This window comes from Chryseolinea serpens (assembly GCF_900129725.1).
Classification (GTDB): domain Bacteria; phylum Bacteroidota; class Bacteroidia; order Cytophagales; family Cyclobacteriaceae; genus Chryseolinea; species Chryseolinea serpens.
In genome coordinates this window covers 684,998-706,907 of the sequence record NZ_FQWQ01000002.1, presented here as the reverse complement: position 1 = coordinate 706,907, position 21,910 = coordinate 684,998, and the positions used below count along the sequence as shown (strand labels likewise).

The window sequence follows — 21,910 nt, the reverse complement described above, 5'->3', positions numbered from 1 at the left end:
TTTTCACATTCCCTCGTCCGTTGGAATTTTTCAATTGGAATAAACAGAGTCCGCTTACTTACATCGCTCGCTCTCGCCCACAAAATACCGGACGCCTTTGATGTAGATCTCTTCGTCTTTTGCTTCCAGCTCGATGTCGACATCCGGAAGTTTTTCGAAGGTAAACGTGATGACGGCTTTTTCGCCGTGACTGGCGACGTGCCATGAACCACGTTTCTTTCCTGTGTATCCCTTTGCTTGTCCCTTGAAAATTCCGGTGCGCGTGATGTCGGAGCGGAACGAACCGTCGGCGCACAAATCCACTTCATCGACGCGCTTGCTGTTGGCCTCATAGCCCATCGCCAGTAATATTTTTCCGTCCAAAAATTTCTTCCAATTAAAGTTTGCAAAGGGCGATTCGTTGGACGGTTGTTGAAAAACGGTGTTGTCGATCAGGGACTGCAGGGCTTTTTTTACGTTGTCGATGTGTTGCGCATCCGAGGTCGCCAGGCACGTGATGCAGAACCCCACGGGGCTGCACTTTGCTTCGGCGTAGATCTTGGTCTGCTGGTTGGCGTTTGCCCCGGTCACTTTGCCCACCACGGTAAGAACATCCGCGCCACGGGGAGTGATCGCGCCTTGCGGTTGCAAAATTAATCCCGGCGATAGTTCCGTGCCGGCCTCCCAGCGTTTTCTCTGTTTCTCTAAATCCATTTTTTCATTCACCACCACATAGATCTCACCCACGGTATTGCTTTCCGGCATGAGCAGAAAGACTTCCGTGTCGCGTGGCAGCACGCCACTCCACCCTTGTGGTATCTGCGTTTGCACCCCCAGTCGCGGTGAGCGCACGGTGTCGCCGGCATGATACAGCGTTGCCGGCTTGATGCGGTTTGAGGGGAGCTGTTGTGCCAGGGCAACAAGGGACATAAAGAGGCATATGCCGGTAAGTACGTGTTTTAGTAATCCGTTCATGGGGGATGATGATCGCTTCACTTTTTATCCATTTCGCCAATGAGGGGGATGTTCTCCATGATGGTGGCCCGGATCTTACTGAGAATGTAGCCTTCCAGTTGATAGAATTGGGCGGCAGCCTTCACGCCGGATCCCTTTTTGATTTTTTTATAGTAGTCAACAATCAACTTGTCGGTCTGCGTTTGGAGCGCGATCGTCTCCTTCACGATCTCATCCGTGCCGGCGTCGTCCAGTGTGCCATAGCTGTTGGCGTACTTGTTCAACAACGCGATCCGCTTTTGGCCGAGGGCCTTGCGTTCGGCTTCGTAGCTGTCGTAGGCAGCCCAGAAGGCATCTTTCTGTGGGCCTTCCAATTTTATAAATTCGGCTACCACGGCTTTTTTCTCCATCCCGAAAACGGATTGAAACAGGTCGACTTCCTCCTTGTTGCTTTGTGCGAAGACAAAACAGCCAAGCATTTCGAACGTGATAATCAACAGCAGCTTTTTCATAGGGTTTATTTTTTTCATGGTAAGTATATCGTCCGTATGTCAAGCATCAGACCTTGAGAAGAAAACATTCCAGTGTTTATTCTTTTGCTCCCACTTTAAATACCAGGCCGCCGCCGAGGCTGAACTGGTAGATGGTGGAATACGTGGAGACCCCTGCGCCGGCTCCACCCGTTCCAAAGTAGAAGCCACCCCCTGCGGACTGCACGGCCGAAAGCAGTTGTGCCTGCAGTTTGATGCCCACGGCTTCAGTGGCCCAGACCGTGGCGCCCAGGCGCAAACCCCAGGCGAATTTTGTAGCGCTGGCGGAGCGACCCGAGTCGGGATCTTTGAGGTCGGCAATGAGCATCCCCAACATCAACCCGCCATAACCCTCCACCTTTTCGTTGCTGGCGAATGCACGACGTGAACCCGCCAACATGATATAGTTCAGCCCTAAATCAAAATCCGTTTCCCGGGTGGTCCCGATGCTGCTGGCATAGGTGGTGGGAGCATGCGTAGTTTGGCGCAGGTATAACACCTCTACACCGTATTCCGGCCGCAAGGAATATTCGATGCCGCCGCCCCATTGAAATCCACCCTTGATTTTGCCCTGATAGTAGCTGGAGCTGCTGTAGTAGGAATCGAATTTGTCATCGAAGACATAGGCGCCGTATAGATTCAACCTTGTTTTTTGCGCATATGCGGCGTGCCCCAGCGCGAGTGCGCAAAAGGCAAGCATGAAGAAGATCGTTTTTTTTGACATAGGAAAATGGTCTATGTGGAGAGGGTCTTTTTGGGTTTATAAACGATCATAAAGCTAGGCTGCTCCCCGACTTCAACCTACAGAATGGAAGGTTAAACGGTTACAAGGGAAACGTTTAACCGTTAAACACTCCCACCGAAATTCCCTAGTCTATGCACACATCTTTTTTAGAAGAGAGAAGGCGTTGGCGAATGAATAATCCTGGCCTTTAGGCCTGGTCTATGCACACATCTTTGAAGGCGAAAGCGTATAGGCGAGTGAGCCTGGCTTTAAGCCTATTGTTCGGAATACAATGTGCCATATAATATCTTGAATAACCCCGGACTTTAGTCCGGGGGGTACAGACACCTGTTTATGACGGTCCGCCAACTGGCGGACTGACTTTCCCTCTGGATGTATCGCTGTCTGCCAAATCATCGGCGTGGTCAGGGCTAAAGCCCGTGATTGGACATGACTTATGTACCCCGGACTAAAGTCCGGGGTTATTCATTTATGCTCTTTCTCTTCGAAAGATGTGCGCATAGACTGGACCAAAATTCCCCAGGCAATTTGTGGAGTCCGGGAAAATCGCCGGTCGCGGGTGTCATGACGGTTGATGAAGATGTGTCGGCATGTTGTTCACCCGACCCGGGAGCTACCGTTGACGCGGCCGGAAAAGCATGGCGAAGACAATGCCTGGCGTGGCTTCGCTTAACCGTTAAGTAACCGTATAACCCTTGCCGTGCCCGAGGGGTCGGTATACCTTTATTTAAAATCAAAAAAGGATTGGCTCAGAAACTAGATTCGATCATTCAACTCTTTCCCGATCGTGAGGACAGGATCCATGCGCTATTCCTGAGTAATGAATCGTTCCGTGAAGTTTGCATTGAACATATCTTATGCACGAGCAAGATCCTGGAGATAAAGAAAGGCAACAAGAATGATGCAGGGTTGGGCGAGTATGAAGACCTGCAACGGGAACTCGAAAAAGAGATTTTAAAATTTTTAGCGTAACAACATGGTCAAAACTAAAAACGAATAAGGAATGAAACCATCCAATACGATCTTGAGCGCGAAGCGGAAAATAGGGCTCTTTCTGTTGGTTTCTGTGTTTGCGGGGTGCAAAGAAAAAGCTGTCGTAACCCTCCCTCCAATCAAAGTGAATGTGGTAAAGGCTGTAGTGGAAGACGTGCCGTTGTATGAGGACTTTGTGGCGCAGACGTATGGACTATCCGATGTCGAGATCCGTGCCCGTGTGGAAGGGTGGGTGACCTCGGTCAATTTCAAGGAAGGATCGGCCGTGAAGAAAGGCGACCTGCTCTATGTGGTCGACGATGTTCAATACAAGACCCGCGTCGACCGCGAAGCCAGCGAGCTCGCGAAGTCGAAAACGGAATTGGTCCGTTCCCAAAATGAACTCAGTCGCGTGAAGCCGCTAACGGAGCTCAACGCCCTCAGCAAGAAGGACCTTGACAACGCCACCGCATCGTTTGAGGCGGCGCAGGCGCAAGTGAGTGCTTCCCAGGCATCGCTGAGCAATGCGAAGATAGAATATGGGTACACACGGATCTATGCGCCCTTTGATGGGATCATCGGTATTTCCAACGCGCGCGTAGGCGACTATGTGAGCCGCGCAGGGTCAACCTCTGTGCTGGCGACCATCTCGAGCGTGGGTTCGGTTCGTGTCCGTTTTCAAATCAGCGAACGTGAATATCTCCGGATTGCCAAAATGTCGAAAGAAGAGTTGGCGGCAGCCCGAAAGAATGTGCAACTCATCCTGGCCGATGGATCGCTTTATCCCCACAAGGGTGAAGTGAATTTTGCCAACCGCGAAATCGATCCGAAAACCGGAACGCTCACCATTGAAGCCATCTTCCCGAATCCCGACGCGCTGCTCCGTCCGGGGTTGTTTGTGAAAACCCGTGTACTCCTGAGCACCTCTCCGCAAGCGGTCCTGGTGCCACAGCGCGCGGTGCTTCAATTGCAGAGTCTTTCGCAGGTGTTTGTGGTGAATGACTCGAGTACATTGAAAACCCGGATCGTCGAAGTCGGGCAAAAGGTTGACGATGCCTACATCATCACGAAAGGGCTAAAGGCAGGCGATAAGGTGGCCGTGGTCGGTACGTTGGGTCTGACGCCCAATTCGAAAATTGAAGAAGTGGAAATGAAGTGGCGGGAGGATACTCCTAAAGAATAGCTGAAAATTAAACTCCTCCCTTTTCTATGAGCGAATTTTTTATCCGAAGGCCGATTGTAGCAATGGTGATCTCCATCCTGATGGTCATCATGGGATTGATCACCCTGGGGAGTATTCCTATCTCCAAGTATCCCGAGATCACACCTCCCATGGTCCAGGTAACCACCACCTTCAACGGCGCCAATGCCGTGAACGTGGAACAGGCCGTGGCCACACCCATCGAGCAACAAGTGAACGGCGTGGAAGAAATGCTGTACATGCGGTCGATCAACGCCACCGATGGCTCGCTCACCCTGCAGGTGTCGTTCGAAGTGGGCACCGACCTGGACAATGCCAATATGCTCACCCAAAACCGGGTATCGCAAGCCAACGCCAAAATGCCCACGGAAGTAAAAGCCTTTGGCGTGACCACAAAAAAATCGTCGGGCTTTCCCATCGTGCTGGTGTCCCTGTCTTCGCCCGACTCGACCTATGATGGATTGTTTCTCAACAATTTTGTCAACATCAACATCTTCGATCAGATCGCGCGCATAAAGGGTGTGGGCAATGTCATGCTCCTGGGTGGTTCGGACTACTCCATGCGCATCTGGCTGCATCCCGATCAACTGACCAAACTTGACCTCACTGTCAACGACGTGGTCAATGCCGTGAAGAAACAAAATGCGATCGCGCCGGGTGGAAAGTTTGGCGCACCACCCACACCCAAGGGCGTTGAGTATACCTATAGCGTGCTGCTCCAGGAGCGGTTGGTGACCGAAGAGGAATTTGGGAACATCATTGTGAAGTCGGACGAGAAAGGTTCGATCATCCGGCTGAAAGACATCGCCCGCATCGAGTTGAGCATGGAGAATTACAATTCCTTCAGCCGGCTCAACCGGAAAACCGCCAGCACGCTGGCTGTCTATCAAATGCCGGGATCCAATGCGCTGGAAGTGGCCGACATGGTGAAGACCACCATGGCGGAATTGGAAAAGCGTTTCCCGGAAGATCTGAAGTACGATATCTCGCTCAATACAACACAAGCCGTGTCGGTGGGTATCGAAGAAATTATACACACACTGTTCGAAGCCGTCGTGCTGGTGATCCTGGTGGTGTTCCTTTTCCTGCAAGACTGGCGCGCCACGCTCATCCCCCTGCTCACGGTTCCCGTGTCGTTGATCGGAACGTTCATCATTTTTCCGTTGCTGGGCTTCTCGGTCAACGTGCTTTCGCTGTTGGGACTGGTGCTGGCCATCGGTCTGGTGGTGGACGATGCCATTGTGGTGGTGGAAGCCGTGATGCACAACATCGAGCATGGCATGAACCCGAAGGAGGCCACACAAAAAGCGATGAAGGAAGTGGGCGGGCCGGTGGTGGCCATCGCGTTGATCCTGGCTGCTGTGTTTGTGCCGGTTGCGTTTGCCGGGGGCATCACGGGAAGGTTGTACCAGCAATTTGCTATCACCATTGCCATCTCCGTATTGTTCTCCGCCTTCAACGCCCTCACCCTCAGTCCCGCCTTGAGTGCGATCCTGTTAAAACATAAAAAGAAATCCACCGGGTGGCTGCAACGTTTCTTCGATGGATTCAATCGCGTTTTCGATCGGTTCACGCTGGGCTACACGGGTGTGGCCGGCATCGTGGCCCGGAAATCGATCCGGTCGATCATCATCATCGGCGTCATTGTTGGCGTCACGGCGCTTTTGGGCAAGCGGATCCCGGGTGGGTTTGTGCCCGAAGAAGATGAAGGCTATTTCATGGTCAACGTGCAACTTCCCGATGCGGCTTCGCTGGAGCGCACCGATGAAGTGGCCCGCAAAGTAGAGCAGATCGTGAGCAAGACGGAAGGTGTTGGCTACACCACGGTTATCATCGGCTACAGCATGCTCACCTCTTCTTTTTCGCCCAACAACGCCTTTGTGTTTGTTTCGCTGGAGCCCTGGGATGAGCGAAAGCTCACGGCGAAAGACATGATCCAACATGTGAACCTCGCGGTCCGCAACACCATTTCGGAAGCGACCGTGTTTGCCTTTGGTCCGCCGGCCATTGAAGGCCTTGGCACTTCATCGGGATTTACCCTCCAGCTCCTGGACCGCTCGGGAAGTACGCCGCAGTATTTGGATGAACAAGCCCGGAACTTCGTTGCCGCGGCGAGGAAGCGTCCCGAGATCGGCAATGTCTATACGTTGTACCGGTCGAACGTACCCCAGAAACAAATCGTCATCGACTACGACAAAGCTGAAAAACTGAATATCGACCTGTCGGAAATCAACGCCACCATCTCCACCTACCTGGGGAGTAGCTACATCAACGACTTCAACCGGTTTGGGCGGCAGTACAAAGTATTTATCCAGGCCGAGGCCCAGGACCGGCTCGTACCCGAGGACATTGCACGCTATTATGTTCGAAGTCGCGGGGGCCAGATCATACCCTTGAATACGCTGGCGAGCGTGAACGACATCACCGGGCCATCCTATACCAACCGGTTCAACATGTTTCGCGCAGCAGAAATTTCAGGCGCGCCGGCGCTAGGCTACAGTTCTGGCGATGCGTTGCACGCCCTGGAGGAAGTAGCGGCGACGTTGCCAAAAGAACTGGGCATTGCGTGGAGCAACATGTCCTACCAGGAAAAAGCAGCCGAGGGAACGGGTGGCACCATGTTCCTGATGGCGCTGGTATTTGTGTTCCTCATCCTGGCTGCACAGTATGAAAGTTGGAAGCTCCCGTTCAGCGTGCTGTTGGGTGTGCCCGCTGCGATTTTCGGAGCCTTCTTTGGCTTGTGGCTTGGCGGGCTTTGGAGTCCGAGTTATGTGAACAATGTTTTTGCCCAGATCGGCTTGGTGATGTTGATCGGGCTGACGGCGAAAAATGCCATCCTCATCGTGGAGTTCGCCAAGATGCTCTACGAACAAGGCAAGCCTTTGTATGAATCGGCCCTGGAGGCAGCCAAGCTCCGGCTCCGCCCGATCCTGATGACCTCCTTTGCGTTTATGTTGGGCACCGTTCCGCTGCTCACTGCTGCCGGTGCCGGTGCCGAAGCCAGGAAAGTGATGGGCATGGCGGTGTTCATGGGCACGTTGCTCGCCACCATCATCGGGGTGATCGTTGTTCCGGCTTTGTTTGTGTTCATCGAAAGCATCGGAGCAAAGAAGAAAAGTACCGAGTCCCCTGTGCCACCAACGGAACCTGCTCATTGATATGAAAAAGAATATTTTCATCGCGATACTCTGGGTGACATTGGCAGCTTGCGCTGTAGGGCCTAAATATGCAAGACCCGATTCGAAAAAAAATGCGGCGTATGTGCAAACCGCCGTACACACCGATTCCATCACCAACCTAAAATGGTGGGACGTGTACCAGGACTCGGCCCTGCAATCGCTCATCAAAACCGCCATCGACCAGAACCTGGATTTAAAGATCGCCGTGGCCCGCATGGAGCAATCAAAGGCCATACTCGGTTTTAACAAAGCCAACCTTTGGCCTTTCCTGGACTATGCTGCGCGGGCGCGCGTCAATGATCTTAGGAATCTGTCGGACCAGGCCGGTGTGATCTTCCCTACCAATTCCTATTCGTTGTTGGGCAATGTTTCGTGGGAGATTGATCTGTGGGGAAAACTCCGTCACGCCAACCGCGCAGCATATGCCGATCTGTTGGCGTCGGATGAAAACCGGAAATCATTTTACATCAGCATGGTGGCGCAGGTTGCTGAACTGTATTTTCAATTGCGCGGACTGGACGAGCGGCTGGTCATCACTCAAAAAACTGTAGAGAGCCGGAGAGCCTATCTCGATATTATCACACTCCGTTTTCAAAATGGAGAAGTGGCCGAGTTGGATAAACTACAGGCCGAACAACTGGCGGCTTCCGCCGAAGCCCAATTGTATGCCATCGAGCGCGCCCTGATTGAAACCGAGAACGCCATCAATGTTTTGATGGGACAACCGTATTCGCCCGTTGCACGCGGCCTGTTGAACGACGCCCAGCAGCTGCCGGCGGAGATCCCCAGCGGACTGCCCTCTCAATTGCTGGAACGAAGACCCGACATCCGGTCGGCCGAGCAACAACTGATCGCCCAAACCGAGAAGGTCGGCGTCGCGGTGGCCTTGCGTTTTCCTTCGTTGAACTTAACTGGGTTCCTGGGTGTGGCCAGCCCGGACCTCTCCAACTTGTTTCAATCCGATGCTGTTATCGGATCCATAGCAGGTCAGTTGACAGGCCCCATATTTCATTTCGGGCAAAACAAACGCCGCGTAGAAGCCGAGCGGGCCGTAGCAAAACAAATGAGCTATGCTTATGAAAAGACGATCCTCAACGCGTTTTCGGAAGTAGAAAATTCGCTGGCGCAGATCCGAACCTATCGCAACGAGTTCAATGCGCGTCTCACGCAAGTGGCCGCTACGGAGAAGTCGTTGATGCTTTCAAAAGCGCTCTATGATAATGGGTACACGTCGTTTTTGCAGGTGTTGGATTCCGAGCGGGAATTGTATAATTCTCAACTTGAAAAATCCATCGCGTTGCAAAATCAATTGATCTCTACTGTGCGTCTGTACAAAGCGTTGGGTGGAGGTTGGTAGCCATGCGGTAATCATTTGAAATTGAATTTATACAAACACCAATTAAACGTAAATGTCATGAAACCAATCTTAGCTATTCTTATCAGCCTCTTCTCTTTTGGCGTGTTTGCACAAACTAAACCAGCTAAGGCAGCTAAGCCTGCTGGGGGTGGTGGCGATTGCTTTAAGGAATGGTACACCCTGTTTAAAGAGCGGGGGGCCAATGATGTTCCCGATGGCACACAAGAAGTGATCATCACCCTTCGAAGCCCCGACTATTCACAGTGTTTTATGGGCAAGGTCGAGGTGGCGGGCGGAAAATTGACAGGCCGGCTGCAGGTCCAGAAAATGGATGGCAGCTATGACGAGTTCGACAAAAAAGTAAGCTCGGCTTATCAGAATTCCGAGGGCGTGTTAAAAGAAGAACTCCGCGACATCAGCAACGGCATGAGCGCATCGGTCACGTTGACCGACGGCGAGATCATCCGGTTGTTTTTCTACAAGTACCTGGCCGATAAACCCAAGGCAAATAAAAAAGCGCCACCCCCGTCTGCGCTGGTGAAGAACTGAGCGCGAGGGCCAACGGGCTCTTCTTCTTTTTCGGAATGAGAACCGGCATAACGATGTGTGGTGAAATTCCGGATGCAGACAAACCGGGGTAGTGCGTGTGTTTTGAGTGGCAGTATATCACAATCTTACGATCGCGAATCTATGGACAATACTTCGGCAAAAAGGGATATTAAATACATCGTCCAGATCCTTCTCGAGTTGGGCGTTCTGGCGTTTATTCTTGGCTGGTGTTTCATCATTTTGTCACCTTTCATTTTTCCGATCATTTGGGGGCTTGTCATATCCATCACGGTCTATCCCATGTTTGCAAAATTGAAAACGAAATTAGGGGGCCGGGGAAAGCTGGCCAGCACGTTGATCACGATTGTTTTCCTGGCCATCCTGCTCGTGCCAACGTTCATGTTGTCGGGGTCGTTGATCGATGGCGTACGGGAGTTGAAGGCCATGATCGATGAGGGACGCAGCCCCATTCCACCACCCGGTGAGCATGCGAAGACGCTGCCGGCTTTCGCGCAGCCGCTGGTTGCCATTTGGCAAGAAGCTTCTCAAAACCTTCAGGCGGCGGTCAGCAAGCATCCGGAAGGGTTTCAAAAGGCCGGCCTCGCGATGCTTTCGTTCGTTGCAAAAACGGGTGCAGGCATTTTGTCTTTTTTGATTTCCATTATACTCGCCGGCGTGTTTCTTGCCTATGCCAAGGAGGGCGGCAACACGTTGAAGAGCGTCTTTGTAAAACTGGCCGGCAAGCAAGGAGAAGAACTGGCGGCCATTTCGGAAGCCACGATCCGTAGCGTGGTGAAAGGCATTTTGGGCGTGGCCATCGTTCAGACCCTGATGTCAGGAATAGGATTTGTGGTTGTCGGCATTCCCGCGGCGGGACTCTGGACATTGTTTTGTCTGATCTTTGCCATCATTCAGGTGGGCGTTGGCCCGGTGATGATCCCCATGATCATCTATGTGTTCAACACGGCCGACTTGACCACGAGCATTTTGTTCCTGATCTGGGGTGGTCTGACGTTGATTTCCGATAATATTTTAAAGCCCCTGCTGCTGGGACGCGGCGCGCCCGTGCCCATGCTGGTCGTGTTCCTCGGTGCCATTGGCGGTTTCATCGCCACGGGATTCCTGGGATTGTTCCTGGGCGCCGTCATCTTGTCGCTGGGCTATAAGCTTTACGAATCCTGGATGAACGAAGGAAAGAGTAGTGAGAAATCAGACCTGGCCGATATCGTCAGGTTTAGCGAAAAGGATTAATGTCATGACTAGACTGGGGTGTGTGATCGACCTTTCATTATTAAATAAATTATAAAACCAACCTAATATGAAAAAGATAATATTTATTCTCCTCCTGGGATCAGCAGCTGTATCCTGCAAGAAGAGCACAGAGACAACAGAGCGCGAGAGCGGGGCCGATACCGCCGCCGCCACTGCCGCCGCCACCGCTACGGCGTTTACCGAGCAGCGAAAACTGTTCTTCAACAACCTGATGGAGCCGGCAGAAGTAGCGGCCCAGGTCCAGTTCACGGCAGCGGAGTTTAACCCGGCGCTGATGAGCGATCCCAAGACCTACGTGCAATACACCGGCAACGAAGTGAAAGCCGCTGCGAACCTGGGCATCTACCTGTCGGATCTGAACTACAGCATTGCCTACAAGCAAGCCAAGACAACAAAGACATACTTCACCGCTGCGCACGAATTGAGCAAAGCGATCGGCGGCGAAAAGGGGATCATGGAATTTTTAATGAAACGCTATAACGACAACATCTCCAAAAACGATTCCGTGAAAAGTGTTGTCACCGATCTGTTAAAAAATTCCACCAGCAAGCTTCAGGGAACGGAAAAAGAAAAACTGGCCGGCATTGCCATGGCGGCTTACCAGATCGAAAACCTTCACCTGGTGTTGGGTACCCTGGAGTCATATCCCAAAGACATGCTTCCCGGCGACGCCCGCACGGTGATCTTGGTTCCCCTGTTCAAAGTAGCCTTGAATCAACGGGGTAACGTGCAGAACATCTATAACTTTCTGAAATCCTACAGCGATCCGAGCGACCCCGATAAGAATCCGAACTATCCTTACTATGCCAACGCGTTTGAGGAATTGATCGCCGTGTATCAGAAATTGAATGTCGAAGAGAAAATAGCGAGCAACAAAGGGCTCGAGATCATGAACGATGCCGTGGTGAAAGAGCTGAGCGAAAAAGTGAATGCTATCCGCAATAAGATCGTAAGTCCTACGTGAGTCGTAGGACTTGCGTGACATACTTTAAAAAGCTTCGGCGAAGTTAAAGTAGAAACCGCTGACGCCGCCAGGGCCAAAGCCCATGTCAAGCCTGAGGTTGGTATTGTTTTTTGTATCCACGCGCACCCGTATGCCTCCGCCAAACGATAGCCTGAAGCCATCGAGCGAGAGGTTGTTATACTGGTCGGCCACACGTCCCGTGCCGATCCAGGTGGTGATGCCAAAGATATTCCACACCGGCATGCGATACTCGATTTGAGCATCGAACAAAACCTTGTCGCGCAGCGCACCTTTGTAGTATCCGCGCATTTTGTCTTCACCACCCAGTTGGGCGAGATCATAAAATGGCACATCGCCCGAAGTGTAGGTAGTGGTGGCCTGAACGGCAATGACGTGTTTGAACCAGGGGTTGTAATATTTGCGGGCATCCAGGGATACGCTTGCAAATTGAAAGGAGCTGCCCAGCCATTCCGGATAAAATAAAACCGTGGCCAGCAAGAGCTCGCCTTTGTAGGCATTGTAGCGGTTGTCGCGGCTGTCCAACGCGAAGGCCGCCCCCAAACCTACATCGGTACCACCGTGAAGACCGGTCACGTTGTCGCGGATCAGAAAGCTATTACTGTCGGCCTCGACCTTAAAATAATCAGCCACATCCAGGGCAATGCCCGCGTAGACGAATTTCTTTACCCGCACCATGGCCGTGGAAAAAAACTTGATCCGGTTGATCGTTACTTGCTCGGCGTTGTCAAGGGACACATCGTTGCCGATCCCGAGCAGGTATTCGGGCTGTTTCTTATAGTTGAAATAACTCAGGATCATGTATTTGTTTTCATGCAGGATCAGGTCGTTCGAAACGGAGACGTTCACCCTTCCCTTGGTGGAGAAGCTCACCACCTCCGAGAGTTTGGAGGGCCTGGAGATCGTGTCTTTTTTTGAAGGGTGAAACAGATTGAACTTCGCCAACCCGAAGATATTACCCGCTTCCGATGAATAGGTGATGATGGGTACGGGAATGATCTTGAAAAGTGCTTCCGCTTTCCGGTTGAACTTGTCAAAACTCGAGACGGTGTCCTGGGGTGGGGTGGTCGTTTGGGCAGCAGCGGTCTGCCACAGCAGGATACCAAAAACAAGCGGGCAGATGTTCTTGACGATCGGATGAAGCTTAATCCGGAGACTAGGCACTCCGCGGAGGATGGGATGTAGTGCTTGCAAAACCTTGAGGATTATACTTAAAGGTATATTCCCGGCATGCGTAGGGCAAGGGTTATACGGTTACTTAACCGTTAAGCGGAATGGCGAAGATCACCGGAGGGCTTCGTGGGCTTCGCGGACGCCATCGAGGATCTCATCGATCAGTGCTTTGTCGAACAGGAAGTTGCTGAGGTGTGCTTTTAGGTGTGAAGCCACGAAAGCATAGTTTTCTTCCAAGGTGTTCAGATAGAATTTGGCTTCCTTGGGCGATCCGGATTTAGTTAACAAAACGATTTTTATCAGGTCTACCAGGTACACATCGGTGACGCCGATCCGGTCGATGACTTCCAGGGCGTCGGCATAGCGGCCGTCCCTAAAATATAGAAGTCCCAACGCCAAATCAAAGCTCCAGGGATAATGCGGATGTTGTTTAATAGATTGTTCCAACAACGGCCCGGCACCTTCATAATGACCAGCCCAAACCAGCAGTGTGGCGAACTTCGCTGCGTCCAATGTGGCGGGCGGATTTTGATTCAGGAGTTGATCGATTTCGTGTTGAATGCTCTCGTTCCCTTTCGCATATAGCGAGGCCCACAAAAAAGAAAAGCCGGCTTGTTTCGAGAGGGGCTCGATATTGCGGGCCTTGTGCGCCAGGCGCAAACTGGTCGACACCGGGTCTTCCACCGTGGGGTACCCTAAAAGGTGACCCCAGAGATAGAGTTCCGCCAACATGCCGAGCGCTAAAGCGAATTGGGGATTGGCCTGCAGGATGACCTCCAACACCTTGCGCGTCTTGGCATAGCTATAAAACGAGAAGTTGGTTTGAAACTGATAATTGTAAAGCGCAGCGTCGAAGGCTATCGCGTCTTCGGAGATCGTCTTTGACGTGAGCGCGCTGTGCCGGACAATAAAACCGAACGGGCCGCCCAACGTCGTATAAACATCCTGGATCGTTTCATCCTGGACCTGCAGGAACCCAACCTTGGTCTCATATTCAAAAACTTTCGACCACAGCTGTGTGCGCAGGTCTGTCTCCAGTAACCCTACCGTGATGCGAAAATGATTTTCGTCTTTCATCACCGTACCGGTAATGATGTATTGTGCATGAAGCTTCAAGCCGATGGTGTGCAGATCGGTGTGCAACTCGGCGTGTTTCAACGTGGAGTGATGACCGATGACCGAAAATTCCTGCGACGTACTAAAGACTCGTGTAAACTCTTCACCCAGTGCATCGGCAAAATACTGGTGATCATGGGTGGGGCACAGGTTGCGAAAAGGCAGAATTGCTACAGAGACTTTTGAAAGCGTGATGTGCCGGATCTCATTCATGGAAGGCGAAAGGATCATGGGAAAATCTTCCCTGGAATGACGCTGGCTGAAAACCGGTACATACGAGCCTTTGACCACCTCGATCACGATCCTGTCCTGGACCCCGGGTCCATTATAGTACTCTGTCAGCAATCGCCGCAGACGACCAGCATGGATGCGCACGATGGCATCGATCTGCGGATTGAAGTCGGCCTTCTTGCCCAGGCCATTCACACCGATGGTATATTCTTTTAAAGACTTGAGATTGCCGGCGAGGGTTTCTTCAACGATATACTTTAGAAAATTGGAAAGCACCGCGGAATTGTTGAACAATTCATGAGAGAGGATGAGTTTCAGCTGGTTGAGAACCTCCAGTGATGAACAACTCGACTCTACTTCCTGCGATAGAGATTTGGGGGACATGAGGGGCTTGTTTGAGGTTACAAATACGACCAGGAGAAAACATTTTTTTTACACTTGCAGCACATCCCTTCGGCACCAAATGAAATTAGAGAAATTGTGTTTTTGAACAAAGCTTTTGGAAGGGCATCGCGGTTTGCAGCGCGCCAAAGGCATATTTAACCGTTAATTAACGTTGTGAAAAACGCAAAAATGGAAGGGATGTAAGTGTATCCGCGACGGCCATGGTTTGCGCATGGCCCGTTCGGGGGTTGCTATTTGCTATCGGAAAATAACGGTTGGCTAGGGCGAATGAACATTCAGGCAGATCCTTTCCCGGCGCGTCTTAAGGCAATTTTCATAGGGAAAGCGGCACCAGGATTGCCACACAGAGCAAGGTTCCCAACACAACCCCCCGGTCGACTGCCCGTTGATTCTTGGTCGTCACCATCGCCCGGTAACCCAACTTGTATTTTTCATCCTGGGCATAGATGTGATTTATATCGGGGACGGGAATATTATCCGGATGCTTCAAAGTCTTGTTCACTTTCGAAACCCCATAGATCGCTCCAGGGAACAACATCAAAGTAGAGCCGGCGAAGGTTGGCCAAAAGAATGCCTTGGGCTTGTAGTACTGCTTCGCATCAAAGACCCCTCTCATGGCAACGAGCGTGTCGGAAGCGGCCAACGGTGTTGCTGACTTTTGAATCTTCCACTCGTGATAGGAATTGATAATGAAGTTGTAGTACATGGGAAATTCTTTGTGCTTCACCAACGTCGATAACAAGGTGTAGTCAGACACCAGATTGCTCAGCCACTTTCTATATTTTTTCATCTGGGCCCCCACGGGATAAGGTATGTAGCGGCCATCTTTAAAGGTAATGAAATCGCCATTTAGCCATTTTATCGGCGCCGAGGTTTGTCGCCCGTAGTTTGGCATTTTAAGATAAAAATAATAGTAAGCCTGAATGCCATCCCGCGCTCCAAAAGCATCCTCGGCAAAGAAGGAGAAATCGTTGTCTATCGTGATGCTGGTAAAACTGATGTAGGCCCGCTGTGCGTTTAGGGAATCAAATAGATCAAGTTTGCTGGCGCGGCTCAGGGAAGAAAATTCCGCCGCAAGAAGTCCCCGCTGCGGTTCATCCTTATACGTCTCCGCCATCGGGTAGTTGGAAAAATCGATGAGTTTAAGATTCGTGTTTTTGTACAGCCCAAAAGCCTTGATGTCCTTTGGGAAGAGTGACTCTATACCGCCCTTTGGAGATTCTACCTTCAATTCTTGCTGCAAGTGAAGAATATCGACATAAAGAATTTTAACTTGTAGCGTGTCGTTGTTCCAGGAGACGACATAACCGTCGGTGGGTTGTGACCAGCAATGCAGGCAGGAGAGCGACAAAATAACGAGGGGAAGGGGGAGGTTTTTCGAGAATCTTAAACCGGATAAAGTCATAAGTAATAAAGAGATTCGTTAGTCAAGGGTGGCCCGGCATTTCAGCCGAGGGCGCAAACCAGTTTGTTCAACCTAAACCAACCTAACATGTTTCGCAGCTATTTGAAGATCGCCTCCCGCCAAATGATGAAAAGCAAATCCTTTGCCCTGATCAATGTGCTGGGGTTAGCGGTCGGGTTAACCGCATTCGTACTGATCATTCAGTATGTTAGTTTTGAGCTGAGCTATGACACGTTTCATAGCAACGCAAACGAAATTTTCCGGGTAGCCTATGCGCAGGAGCAAGCGGGTGAGCGGAAAAATACTTCCGCTCGGAACTTCGTCGGGATGACAAGCCTGGTCAAAGAACACATTCCCGAAGTGAAGGCCGCCACGGCATTCGACAGAACGGCGCCCTACGCGGGCTTTCTCTTCGGGTATCAGGGCAGGCTCTTGTTTGAGCCGGAATCCTTTTATCAAACCGACTCCAGTTTCTTCCAGGTGTTTTCCGACTTGCTGGTCAAGGGGAATCCTTCTTTCGTTTTGAAAGATCCACACGACCTGGTATTGTCGGAGAAAATGGCCAGAAAAATTTTTGGAGACGAAGATCCCATTGGTAAAAAGATTGAGAACCGGTCGCCGTCGTTTGCCGACGCTTCCGATTTTGTGGTCAGGGGGGTGATGAAAGATATGCCGGAAAACGCACACTTCCATGCAAATTTTGTCGCTTTAATTCACCAGGAGGAAGTCACCCCCGATCAGTATTGGAAGGGTCCCAAACTGTATACCTACCTCACCCTGTCGGCAGACGATGCGCCACGTGTCACGGAACGGCTCAATCGCTTGCTTGCAACGCTTGGGAAAGAAGATCCCAGCATGCAGGGTGCCAAGGCATTCCTTCAGCCGATTACGGCCATTCATCTCCACTCCAATCTGAACGAAGAATTGGAAGTCAACGGGAGTGACGTCCTGGTCTACCTGTTGTCCGCGCTGGGCGTCATCATTCTCCTGCTGGCCTGGATCAACTATGTCAACATCGAGACGGCCCGTTTCATCCGAAGGACAAAGGAGGTGGGCGTCAGGCGGATCATCGGCTCTGGAAAAAGCGACCTCGCCTGGCAATTCCTGGTCGAGTATGGTTGCACGGTGGCCCTGGCGGCCGGACTGGCGTGGACGCTGCTGCTGGCCATTCTCCCGCGCTTCACGTACCTGACCGGCATTCCCATCGCTACGTTTCAATGGTCGATGCCCTGGATTTGGCTGGGGGCATTGGGGATCTTCCTGGCAGGATCGGTCATTGCCGGCATTTACCCCGCGATCTTTATCCTGAAACTCAACCCCATCGCCACGCTAAAAGGAAGCTTGGGTGGGACGAACCGCGGGGGCACACTCCGCAAGTCGCTGATCGTTGTTCAGTTCACCTCCTCGCTGGTCCTCCTGGCCTTCATCCTGGTGATCCACCAACAACTCGACTTCATGCGGCTGACCAATAAGAAGATCGATTTGGATAAAGTCGTTTCCCTTCGAAATCCCACCGTCTATGCAAACGCAGACGACTCCATCAATCACTCTGACTATATGGCGTTGAAGCATAAATTGCTGGAGCACCCCATGGTGAAGGACATGACCAGTTCATCGTGCATTCCAGGCACGGTGATCGATGAATATTTTGTGAACCGCATCAAACGGCATCAAACCGATCCGGACGACCCCACCCGGTTCAAGATCCTTTTTGTCGATCATAATTTCATTCCGTTCTATGATCTAAAGCTCGCGGCGGGCCGCAACTATTCTCCCGAGCAAGGTGACGAGGAAAACTGGAACACGGTTGTTTTAAATGCGTCGGCCATCCGCGCGCTGGGGTTCGCTTCTCCGGCGGACGCCGTGGATCAGGAAGTTGATTTTTTACTCTGGGGTGGCAAATTTCAAAAGTATAAGATCGTCGGCGTCGTGGAAGACTATCACCACGAAGCCATAAAGAAAGCAGTTGAGCCCACCATTCTCTCCTTTAACCACGGCCGTTTCCAGGATGTGTATTACTCTGTAAAATTGAGTGCCGGCAGCGATCCCCAGGAGGCGCTTGCGTATATCCACGACCGGTGGAAAGAAGTGTTCCCCGCAAAGTCCTTTGACTATTTCTTTCTCGATGAATATTACGATCGCCAGTTTAAAACGGAGAGACACTTTGCAAGGACCTTCGGATCGTTTGCCGCTGTCGCGGTGTTCATTGCCTGTCTGGGTATTTTGGGGCTCACGCTGTTTGAGATGAACGCACGATTGAGGGAGATCAGCATCCGAAAAGTTCTGGGGGCTACGGCGGCAAACCTGGTGAGGTTGTTGTCGAAAGAATATTTTAAACTGGTCTTGATGGCTACGCTGATCTCGGCGCCGGTGGTCTACTACAGCGCCTCGGAATGGTTGAAGAATTACCCGGTCAGGATAGCGATCAGCGGATGGTTTTTTGTGTGGCCGTTGATCGTCATGGTTGTTGTCGTGGGTGTTGCTTCCGGCTTTCAAACCCTGAAAGCCGCGGGTACCAACCCGGTCGATCATTTGAAGGGTGAATAGAATTGCATAGCGGGTCTATTTTAGTTAATTTATATACATGGTGCAGCAATCCTTTATTTATGAGACCGCCGCAGAGGTGCTGGTAGCGATCCTGATGGTGCTTATGTTGGTTTGTATCTATGTGGGCCGAATGATCGGGTTGAAACGCATCAAGGCGCAACATGAAATTGAAGCGGTTTCCACCGGAACCGCGATCTCGGCCATGTTAGGATTGCTGGCATTTTTACTGGCTTTCACCTTCAGCATGAGCGCAAGCCGGTATGACACCCGGAGAGAAAACATCGTCGAAGAAGCCAACGCCATCGGCACCGCCATCCTGCGGGCCGATCTTTACCCAGACGAAGAACGCACGGCCTTTCGAAGCGACTTTCGTCAATATTTAGAAGCGCGCATACGCTATTTTGAGGCCGGCCATGAAATAGAAGAAGCTTTGAAAGCCAAAGGGGAAGCCGACAACTATGGAACGCAGTTGTGGAACCGTGCCACAAAATTGTCGCAACAATCCGACCACTACGCCGCCACCATGCAGATGATCCCCGCGCTGAACGCCATGCTCGACATCAGTACCACGCGGCTGATGGCGGAACTTGCCCGCGTTCCCGACTCCATCGTGTCGATGTTGTTCGCGCTGTCGTTGGCTACTGCTTTTTACCTGGGCTATTCCTCTGCAGGAAAAGCACGTTTGGATTGGTTTGTGGCGGTTGGTTTTTGCGTGCTCACTTCTGTGGTCGTCTATATCACCCTGGATCTCGACCGCCCCCGGCGCGGTTTCATCCAGTTAACAGGGTCGCACCAGGCGATGGTGGAATTGCGAAAGCTTTTTTAAGGGATTGAATTTTTCTTGTTATTGGATCACCTAATCATTCTCAAATTTATTGTCCATTAAATTTTCTTTGAATGAAGTGCCAAACGTATAGCCAAACGTTATCAGAACAGCCCGCGTATCGATCTTGACGCGGCGGTTTGACTCAAAATTGTAATCGGAAGTGATAAAGCCATATTGCTGTGTGTTGAATACATCCGTGATCACAAGTCCCAGTCTGCCCTTTCCTTTCATGATGCGTTGCTGAAATCCGATGTCCACGAAATAAACCGCGATCGACTTGCCCTGGGGCACAGCAGAAGGTGAGGTGTAGTTTCCGATGACTTGGAGCTTGCTGTTCTTATGGAGTGTGAAATTCTGAATGAGTTTTGAATACCAGCTCACCAGGTTCGTGGATAGCTCGGCGCCGGATTCGGTGTTGTCAATATGCGTCTGGTAGGCAGAAAAACTAAGATTCATACTCCAGAATGAAAATGGGTTGTAGGAGCCGATGGCCTCCAGGCCAAGGGTAGAGGCCGTGCCAAAGTTCATCGGCAAGGAAAGCGCCACTCCGTTCTCATCCAATATCGTGTAGGAAAATATAGCATGCTTTCTCAGTCGATAGAATGCCGCCAGTGATAGCGATGCCTTCGGTAGTGTGTAATTGTAACCGAACTCAAAGGCATGAATAATTTCTGGTTTTAACCTGGAGTTTCCGGAATGCTGATTTAAGGAATCCGTTATGTCCGTAAAAGGATTTAATTGACCCAAGCCAGGTCGCGCAATTCTCCGGGTGTAGCTCAGCTTGAAATAGTTTCGCTTGGGTGTATAGTAAAAAAGATTGGCAGAGGGAAATAGGTTGAAGTAGTCATTTTTAAAGGCCTCGGAGTCGTTGCGCGTCTTCCCATTGTTCCAAACCTTCTCGGCGCGAAGCCCTGCATTATATTTCCACAAGGGAGCCTCTTTTTCCCCCGTCCATCCGGTGTATTGCGTGTAGACAGCGTGGATTTGTTCATTGAAATCGAAGATGTTGCTATTCAAAGGATCGGTGATGTATTCCTCGTTGGTGAGATTTTCTCTTATAAAATCTGAATTCAGATAACGAAAAATACTTTTATACCCCATTTCCATCGTCCCGTTTTTTGCGATGGGTTGGGCGTAGTCGAGGGCGATATTGGCAAGGTTGGTTTTCTGGTAAACGTGTGTTCGTTGCCAGGAAACGTCGCCCGACGTTTGGTCTTGCTCCGTGAGCGGCTGCGTGTCGATGTCCGTATTTTCTTTTTCGATGTTAAACGTGTTGCTGATGTTGACGGACAGCAATTTTGCCGGATTGACAAAATGTCGGGTATAGAGGAGAGAGAGTTCAACGGCATGGCTTCTCCGGATCTCGTTGGAATGCCGCTGGTTTCGGTTGGTAAATTCGTTTTCGGAAGTGGTATACGTGTTCTTTAGCGTTTCATTGTTGTTTTCACCGGGGAAGGCCCAAAGGGCTTCAAAATTAAAACTGTTCTTCTCGTTGGGGGTGAAGTCGACCGTGGTCTTTGCATTCTGATAAAAGATCAGACGCTCGTCAAATCTTCTTTGGGCAAGAAAATGTTCGTCGGACAAATCATAGTTGATGCGATCGCCCGTTACTCGCCGGGTGCGCGTAGTATACCAATTGTCATACGCCGCACCAACATTCCATTTTCGGGTTTTATGATTTAAAAGCATCGAGGCATTGAGTCGGTATCGGCTGCCTCGTCCCGCACCAAAGGCAAAGGCTCCGTTCGTGCCGCGATCTTCATTTTTCTTTAGGACAATATTGATGATACCGCCCTCGGCATCGGCGTCGTACTTGGCCGACGGGTTGTTGACGATCTCAATACGCTCGATGCTGCTGGCGGGAATTCTTTCTAACTGTGCACTGCGGTCGATCCCGGCAATACCGGAAATGCGTCCATTGATGAGCGTCAACGGCGTTTTGCCACGGATAGTCACTTCACCGTCGGAGTTCACCAACACACCCGGCATGTTTTTTAATAGGTCGGCAGCGGAGCCACCGATCTGTGTGATGTTCTCGGAGGCCTTCACCACAAACCCTTCCTCCGTTTTCTGAATGAGATCGCGCATGGCCGTCACCTCCACGGTATTGAGCTGATTGGGATCTGCTTCCATATTGATTTCGTGTAGATCAATGTTCATCGCCCCCGTGTGAATGGCGACGGGAATTCGTTTCGGCTTGAAGCCGATCATCTGAATGTTTAATGTATAATCTTCAGGCGATACTTTGTCCAGGACGAACCTTCCCGTGCTGTCCGTCACGGCGCCGAGGACAATCTTTGTAGTGTCCCGCCGGAGAGTTAAGAATGCATTGGCAAATTCAACGGGGTTGTTGTTTTCTTTGACAACTCCTTTTATCCAGCCCGGGTTTTGGGCTTGTATGGAAGGACAGAAGGTCAGCAGTACAAGCGTGTATAAAATATGGAATAAAAAGGCCTTCACGGGTACAATCTGCAAAGAAAACATGAT

The 21,910-nt window shown here is 51.1% G+C and carries 16 protein-coding genes; 9 read left to right on the top strand and 7 right to left on the bottom strand.

Features of this window, described 5'->3' with window-relative positions:
* Positions 1 to 54: 54 nt before the first annotated feature.
* The 3 genes from BUB30_RS16945 to BUB30_RS16935 all read right to left on the bottom strand — a co-directional run bounded on the left by BUB30_RS16945 (position 55) and on the right by BUB30_RS16935 (position 2,187).
* Positions 55 to 909 (bottom strand): hypothetical protein, encoded by an 855-nt coding sequence (locus BUB30_RS16945; protein ID WP_073136213.1) that lies wholly within the window; start codon positions 907 to 909, stop codon positions 55 to 57.
* 62 nt (positions 910 to 971) lie between these two features.
* The gene (locus tag BUB30_RS16940; RefSeq protein WP_073136211.1) at positions 972 to 1,445 is read right to left on the bottom strand and encodes a hypothetical protein; all 474 of its coding nucleotides are present in this window, start codon (positions 1,443 to 1,445) and stop codon (positions 972 to 974) included.
* Between the two features lie 76 nt (positions 1,446 to 1,521).
* On the bottom strand, positions 1,522 to 2,187 hold the full coding sequence (locus BUB30_RS16935; RefSeq protein WP_073136209.1) for a hypothetical protein: 666 nt from the start codon (positions 2,185 to 2,187) through the stop codon (positions 1,522 to 1,524).
* A 765-nt stretch (positions 2,188 to 2,952) separates the two neighbouring features.
* Here BUB30_RS16935 and BUB30_RS16930 point away from each other — a divergent pair.
* From BUB30_RS16930 to BUB30_RS16900, 7 genes are all read left to right on the top strand, one after another.
* Positions 2,953 to 3,180 carry a hypothetical protein gene (locus BUB30_RS16930; protein WP_073136207.1) on the top strand — a complete coding sequence of 76 codons (228 nt, stop codon included), beginning with the start codon at positions 2,953 to 2,955 and terminating at the stop codon, positions 3,178 to 3,180.
* A gap of 31 nt (positions 3,181 to 3,211) precedes the next feature.
* Positions 3,212 to 4,363, top strand: coding sequence for an efflux RND transporter periplasmic adaptor subunit (locus BUB30_RS16925; protein ID WP_084138190.1), 1,152 nt, complete (start codon positions 3,212 to 3,214; stop codon positions 4,361 to 4,363).
* A 26-nt stretch (positions 4,364 to 4,389) separates the two neighbouring features.
* Entirely contained in the window at positions 4,390 to 7,539 is a 3,150-nt protein-coding gene (locus BUB30_RS16920) for an efflux RND transporter permease subunit (RefSeq protein ID WP_073136205.1), read from the top strand.
* Between the two features lies 1 nt (position 7,540).
* Positions 7,541 to 8,917 (top strand): efflux transporter outer membrane subunit, encoded by a 1,377-nt coding sequence (locus BUB30_RS16915; protein ID WP_073136203.1) that lies wholly within the window; start codon positions 7,541 to 7,543, stop codon positions 8,915 to 8,917.
* Positions 8,918 to 8,974: 57 nt separating this feature from the next.
* The gene (locus BUB30_RS16910; RefSeq protein ID WP_073136201.1) at positions 8,975 to 9,466 is read left to right on the top strand and encodes a hypothetical protein; all 492 of its coding nucleotides are present in this window, start codon (positions 8,975 to 8,977) and stop codon (positions 9,464 to 9,466) included.
* 141 nt (positions 9,467 to 9,607) lie between these two features.
* A complete protein-coding gene (locus tag BUB30_RS16905) occupies positions 9,608 to 10,717 on the top strand; it encodes an AI-2E family transporter (RefSeq protein WP_073136199.1) in 1,110 nt (369 codons plus the stop codon).
* A 67-nt stretch (positions 10,718 to 10,784) separates the two neighbouring features.
* On the top strand, positions 10,785 to 11,702 hold the full coding sequence (locus tag BUB30_RS16900) for a hypothetical protein (RefSeq protein WP_073136197.1): 918 nt from the start codon (positions 10,785 to 10,787) through the stop codon (positions 11,700 to 11,702).
* Positions 11,703 to 11,726: 24 nt separating this feature from the next.
* Here BUB30_RS16900 and BUB30_RS16895 read toward each other — a convergent pair whose 3' ends face one another.
* The 3 genes from BUB30_RS16895 to BUB30_RS16885 all read right to left on the bottom strand — a co-directional run bounded on the left by BUB30_RS16895 (position 11,727) and on the right by BUB30_RS16885 (position 16,050).
* Positions 11,727 to 12,914 (bottom strand): BamA/TamA family outer membrane protein, encoded by a 1,188-nt coding sequence (locus tag BUB30_RS16895; protein WP_073136194.1) that lies wholly within the window; start codon positions 12,912 to 12,914, stop codon positions 11,727 to 11,729.
* Between the two features lie 90 nt (positions 12,915 to 13,004).
* On the bottom strand, positions 13,005 to 14,624 hold the full coding sequence (locus BUB30_RS16890; protein ID WP_073136192.1) for a hypothetical protein: 1,620 nt from the start codon (positions 14,622 to 14,624) through the stop codon (positions 13,005 to 13,007).
* 334 nt (positions 14,625 to 14,958) lie between these two features.
* Entirely contained in the window at positions 14,959 to 16,050 is a 1,092-nt protein-coding gene (locus tag BUB30_RS16885) for a hypothetical protein (RefSeq protein WP_143164962.1), read from the bottom strand.
* 87 nt (positions 16,051 to 16,137) lie between these two features.
* Here BUB30_RS16885 and BUB30_RS16880 point away from each other — a divergent pair, with 87 nt between their 5' ends.
* Positions 16,138 to 18,597, top strand: a complete 2,460-nt coding sequence (locus BUB30_RS16880) for an ABC transporter permease (protein WP_073136188.1) — start codon at positions 16,138 to 16,140, stop codon at positions 18,595 to 18,597.
* 37 nt (positions 18,598 to 18,634) lie between these two features.
* Positions 18,635 to 19,423: a bestrophin-like domain gene (locus BUB30_RS16875; protein WP_073136186.1), complete on the top strand. Its 789-nt coding sequence runs from the start codon at positions 18,635 to 18,637 to the stop codon at positions 19,421 to 19,423.
* Positions 19,424 to 19,453: 30 nt separating this feature from the next.
* Here BUB30_RS16875 and BUB30_RS16870 read toward each other — a convergent pair whose 3' ends face one another.
* Positions 19,454 to 21,898 carry a TonB-dependent receptor gene (locus tag BUB30_RS16870; protein WP_073137334.1) on the bottom strand — a complete coding sequence of 815 codons (2,445 nt, stop codon included), beginning with the start codon at positions 21,896 to 21,898 and terminating at the stop codon, positions 19,454 to 19,456.
* Positions 21,899 to 21,910: the final 12 nt, after the last annotated feature.

Excerpts from the sequence above, each read along its gene's own strand:
- BUB30_RS16920 (WP_073136205.1), top strand. The coding sequence starts at position 4,390 with ATGAGCGAATTTTTTATCCGAAGGCCGATTGTAGCAATGGTGATCTCC.
- BUB30_RS16885 (WP_143164962.1), bottom strand. The coding sequence starts at position 16,050 with ATGACTTTATCCGGTTTAAGATTCTCGAAAAACCTCCCCCTTCCCCTC.
- BUB30_RS16900 (WP_073136197.1), top strand. The coding sequence starts at position 10,785 with ATGAAAAAGATAATATTTATTCTCCTCCTGGGATCAGCAGCTGTATCC.
- BUB30_RS16910 (WP_073136201.1), top strand. The coding sequence starts at position 8,975 with ATGAAACCAATCTTAGCTATTCTTATCAGCCTCTTCTCTTTTGGCGTG.
- BUB30_RS16915 (WP_073136203.1), top strand. The coding sequence starts at position 7,541 with ATGAAAAAGAATATTTTCATCGCGATACTCTGGGTGACATTGGCAGCT.
- BUB30_RS16940 (WP_073136211.1), bottom strand. The coding sequence starts at position 1,445 with ATGAAAAAGCTGCTGTTGATTATCACGTTCGAAATGCTTGGCTGTTTT.
- BUB30_RS16935 (WP_073136209.1), bottom strand. The coding sequence starts at position 2,187 with ATGTCAAAAAAAACGATCTTCTTCATGCTTGCCTTTTGCGCACTCGCG.
- BUB30_RS16875 (WP_073136186.1), top strand. The coding sequence starts at position 18,635 with ATGGTGCAGCAATCCTTTATTTATGAGACCGCCGCAGAGGTGCTGGTA.
- BUB30_RS16890 (WP_073136192.1), bottom strand. The coding sequence starts at position 14,624 with ATGTCCCCCAAATCTCTATCGCAGGAAGTAGAGTCGAGTTGTTCATCA.
- BUB30_RS16880 (WP_073136188.1), top strand. The coding sequence starts at position 16,138 with ATGTTTCGCAGCTATTTGAAGATCGCCTCCCGCCAAATGATGAAAAGC.
- BUB30_RS16945 (WP_073136213.1), bottom strand. The coding sequence starts at position 909 with ATGTCCCTTGTTGCCCTGGCACAACAGCTCCCCTCAAACCGCATCAAG.
- BUB30_RS16925 (WP_084138190.1), top strand. The coding sequence starts at position 3,212 with ATGAAACCATCCAATACGATCTTGAGCGCGAAGCGGAAAATAGGGCTC.
- BUB30_RS16905 (WP_073136199.1), top strand. The coding sequence starts at position 9,608 with ATGGACAATACTTCGGCAAAAAGGGATATTAAATACATCGTCCAGATC.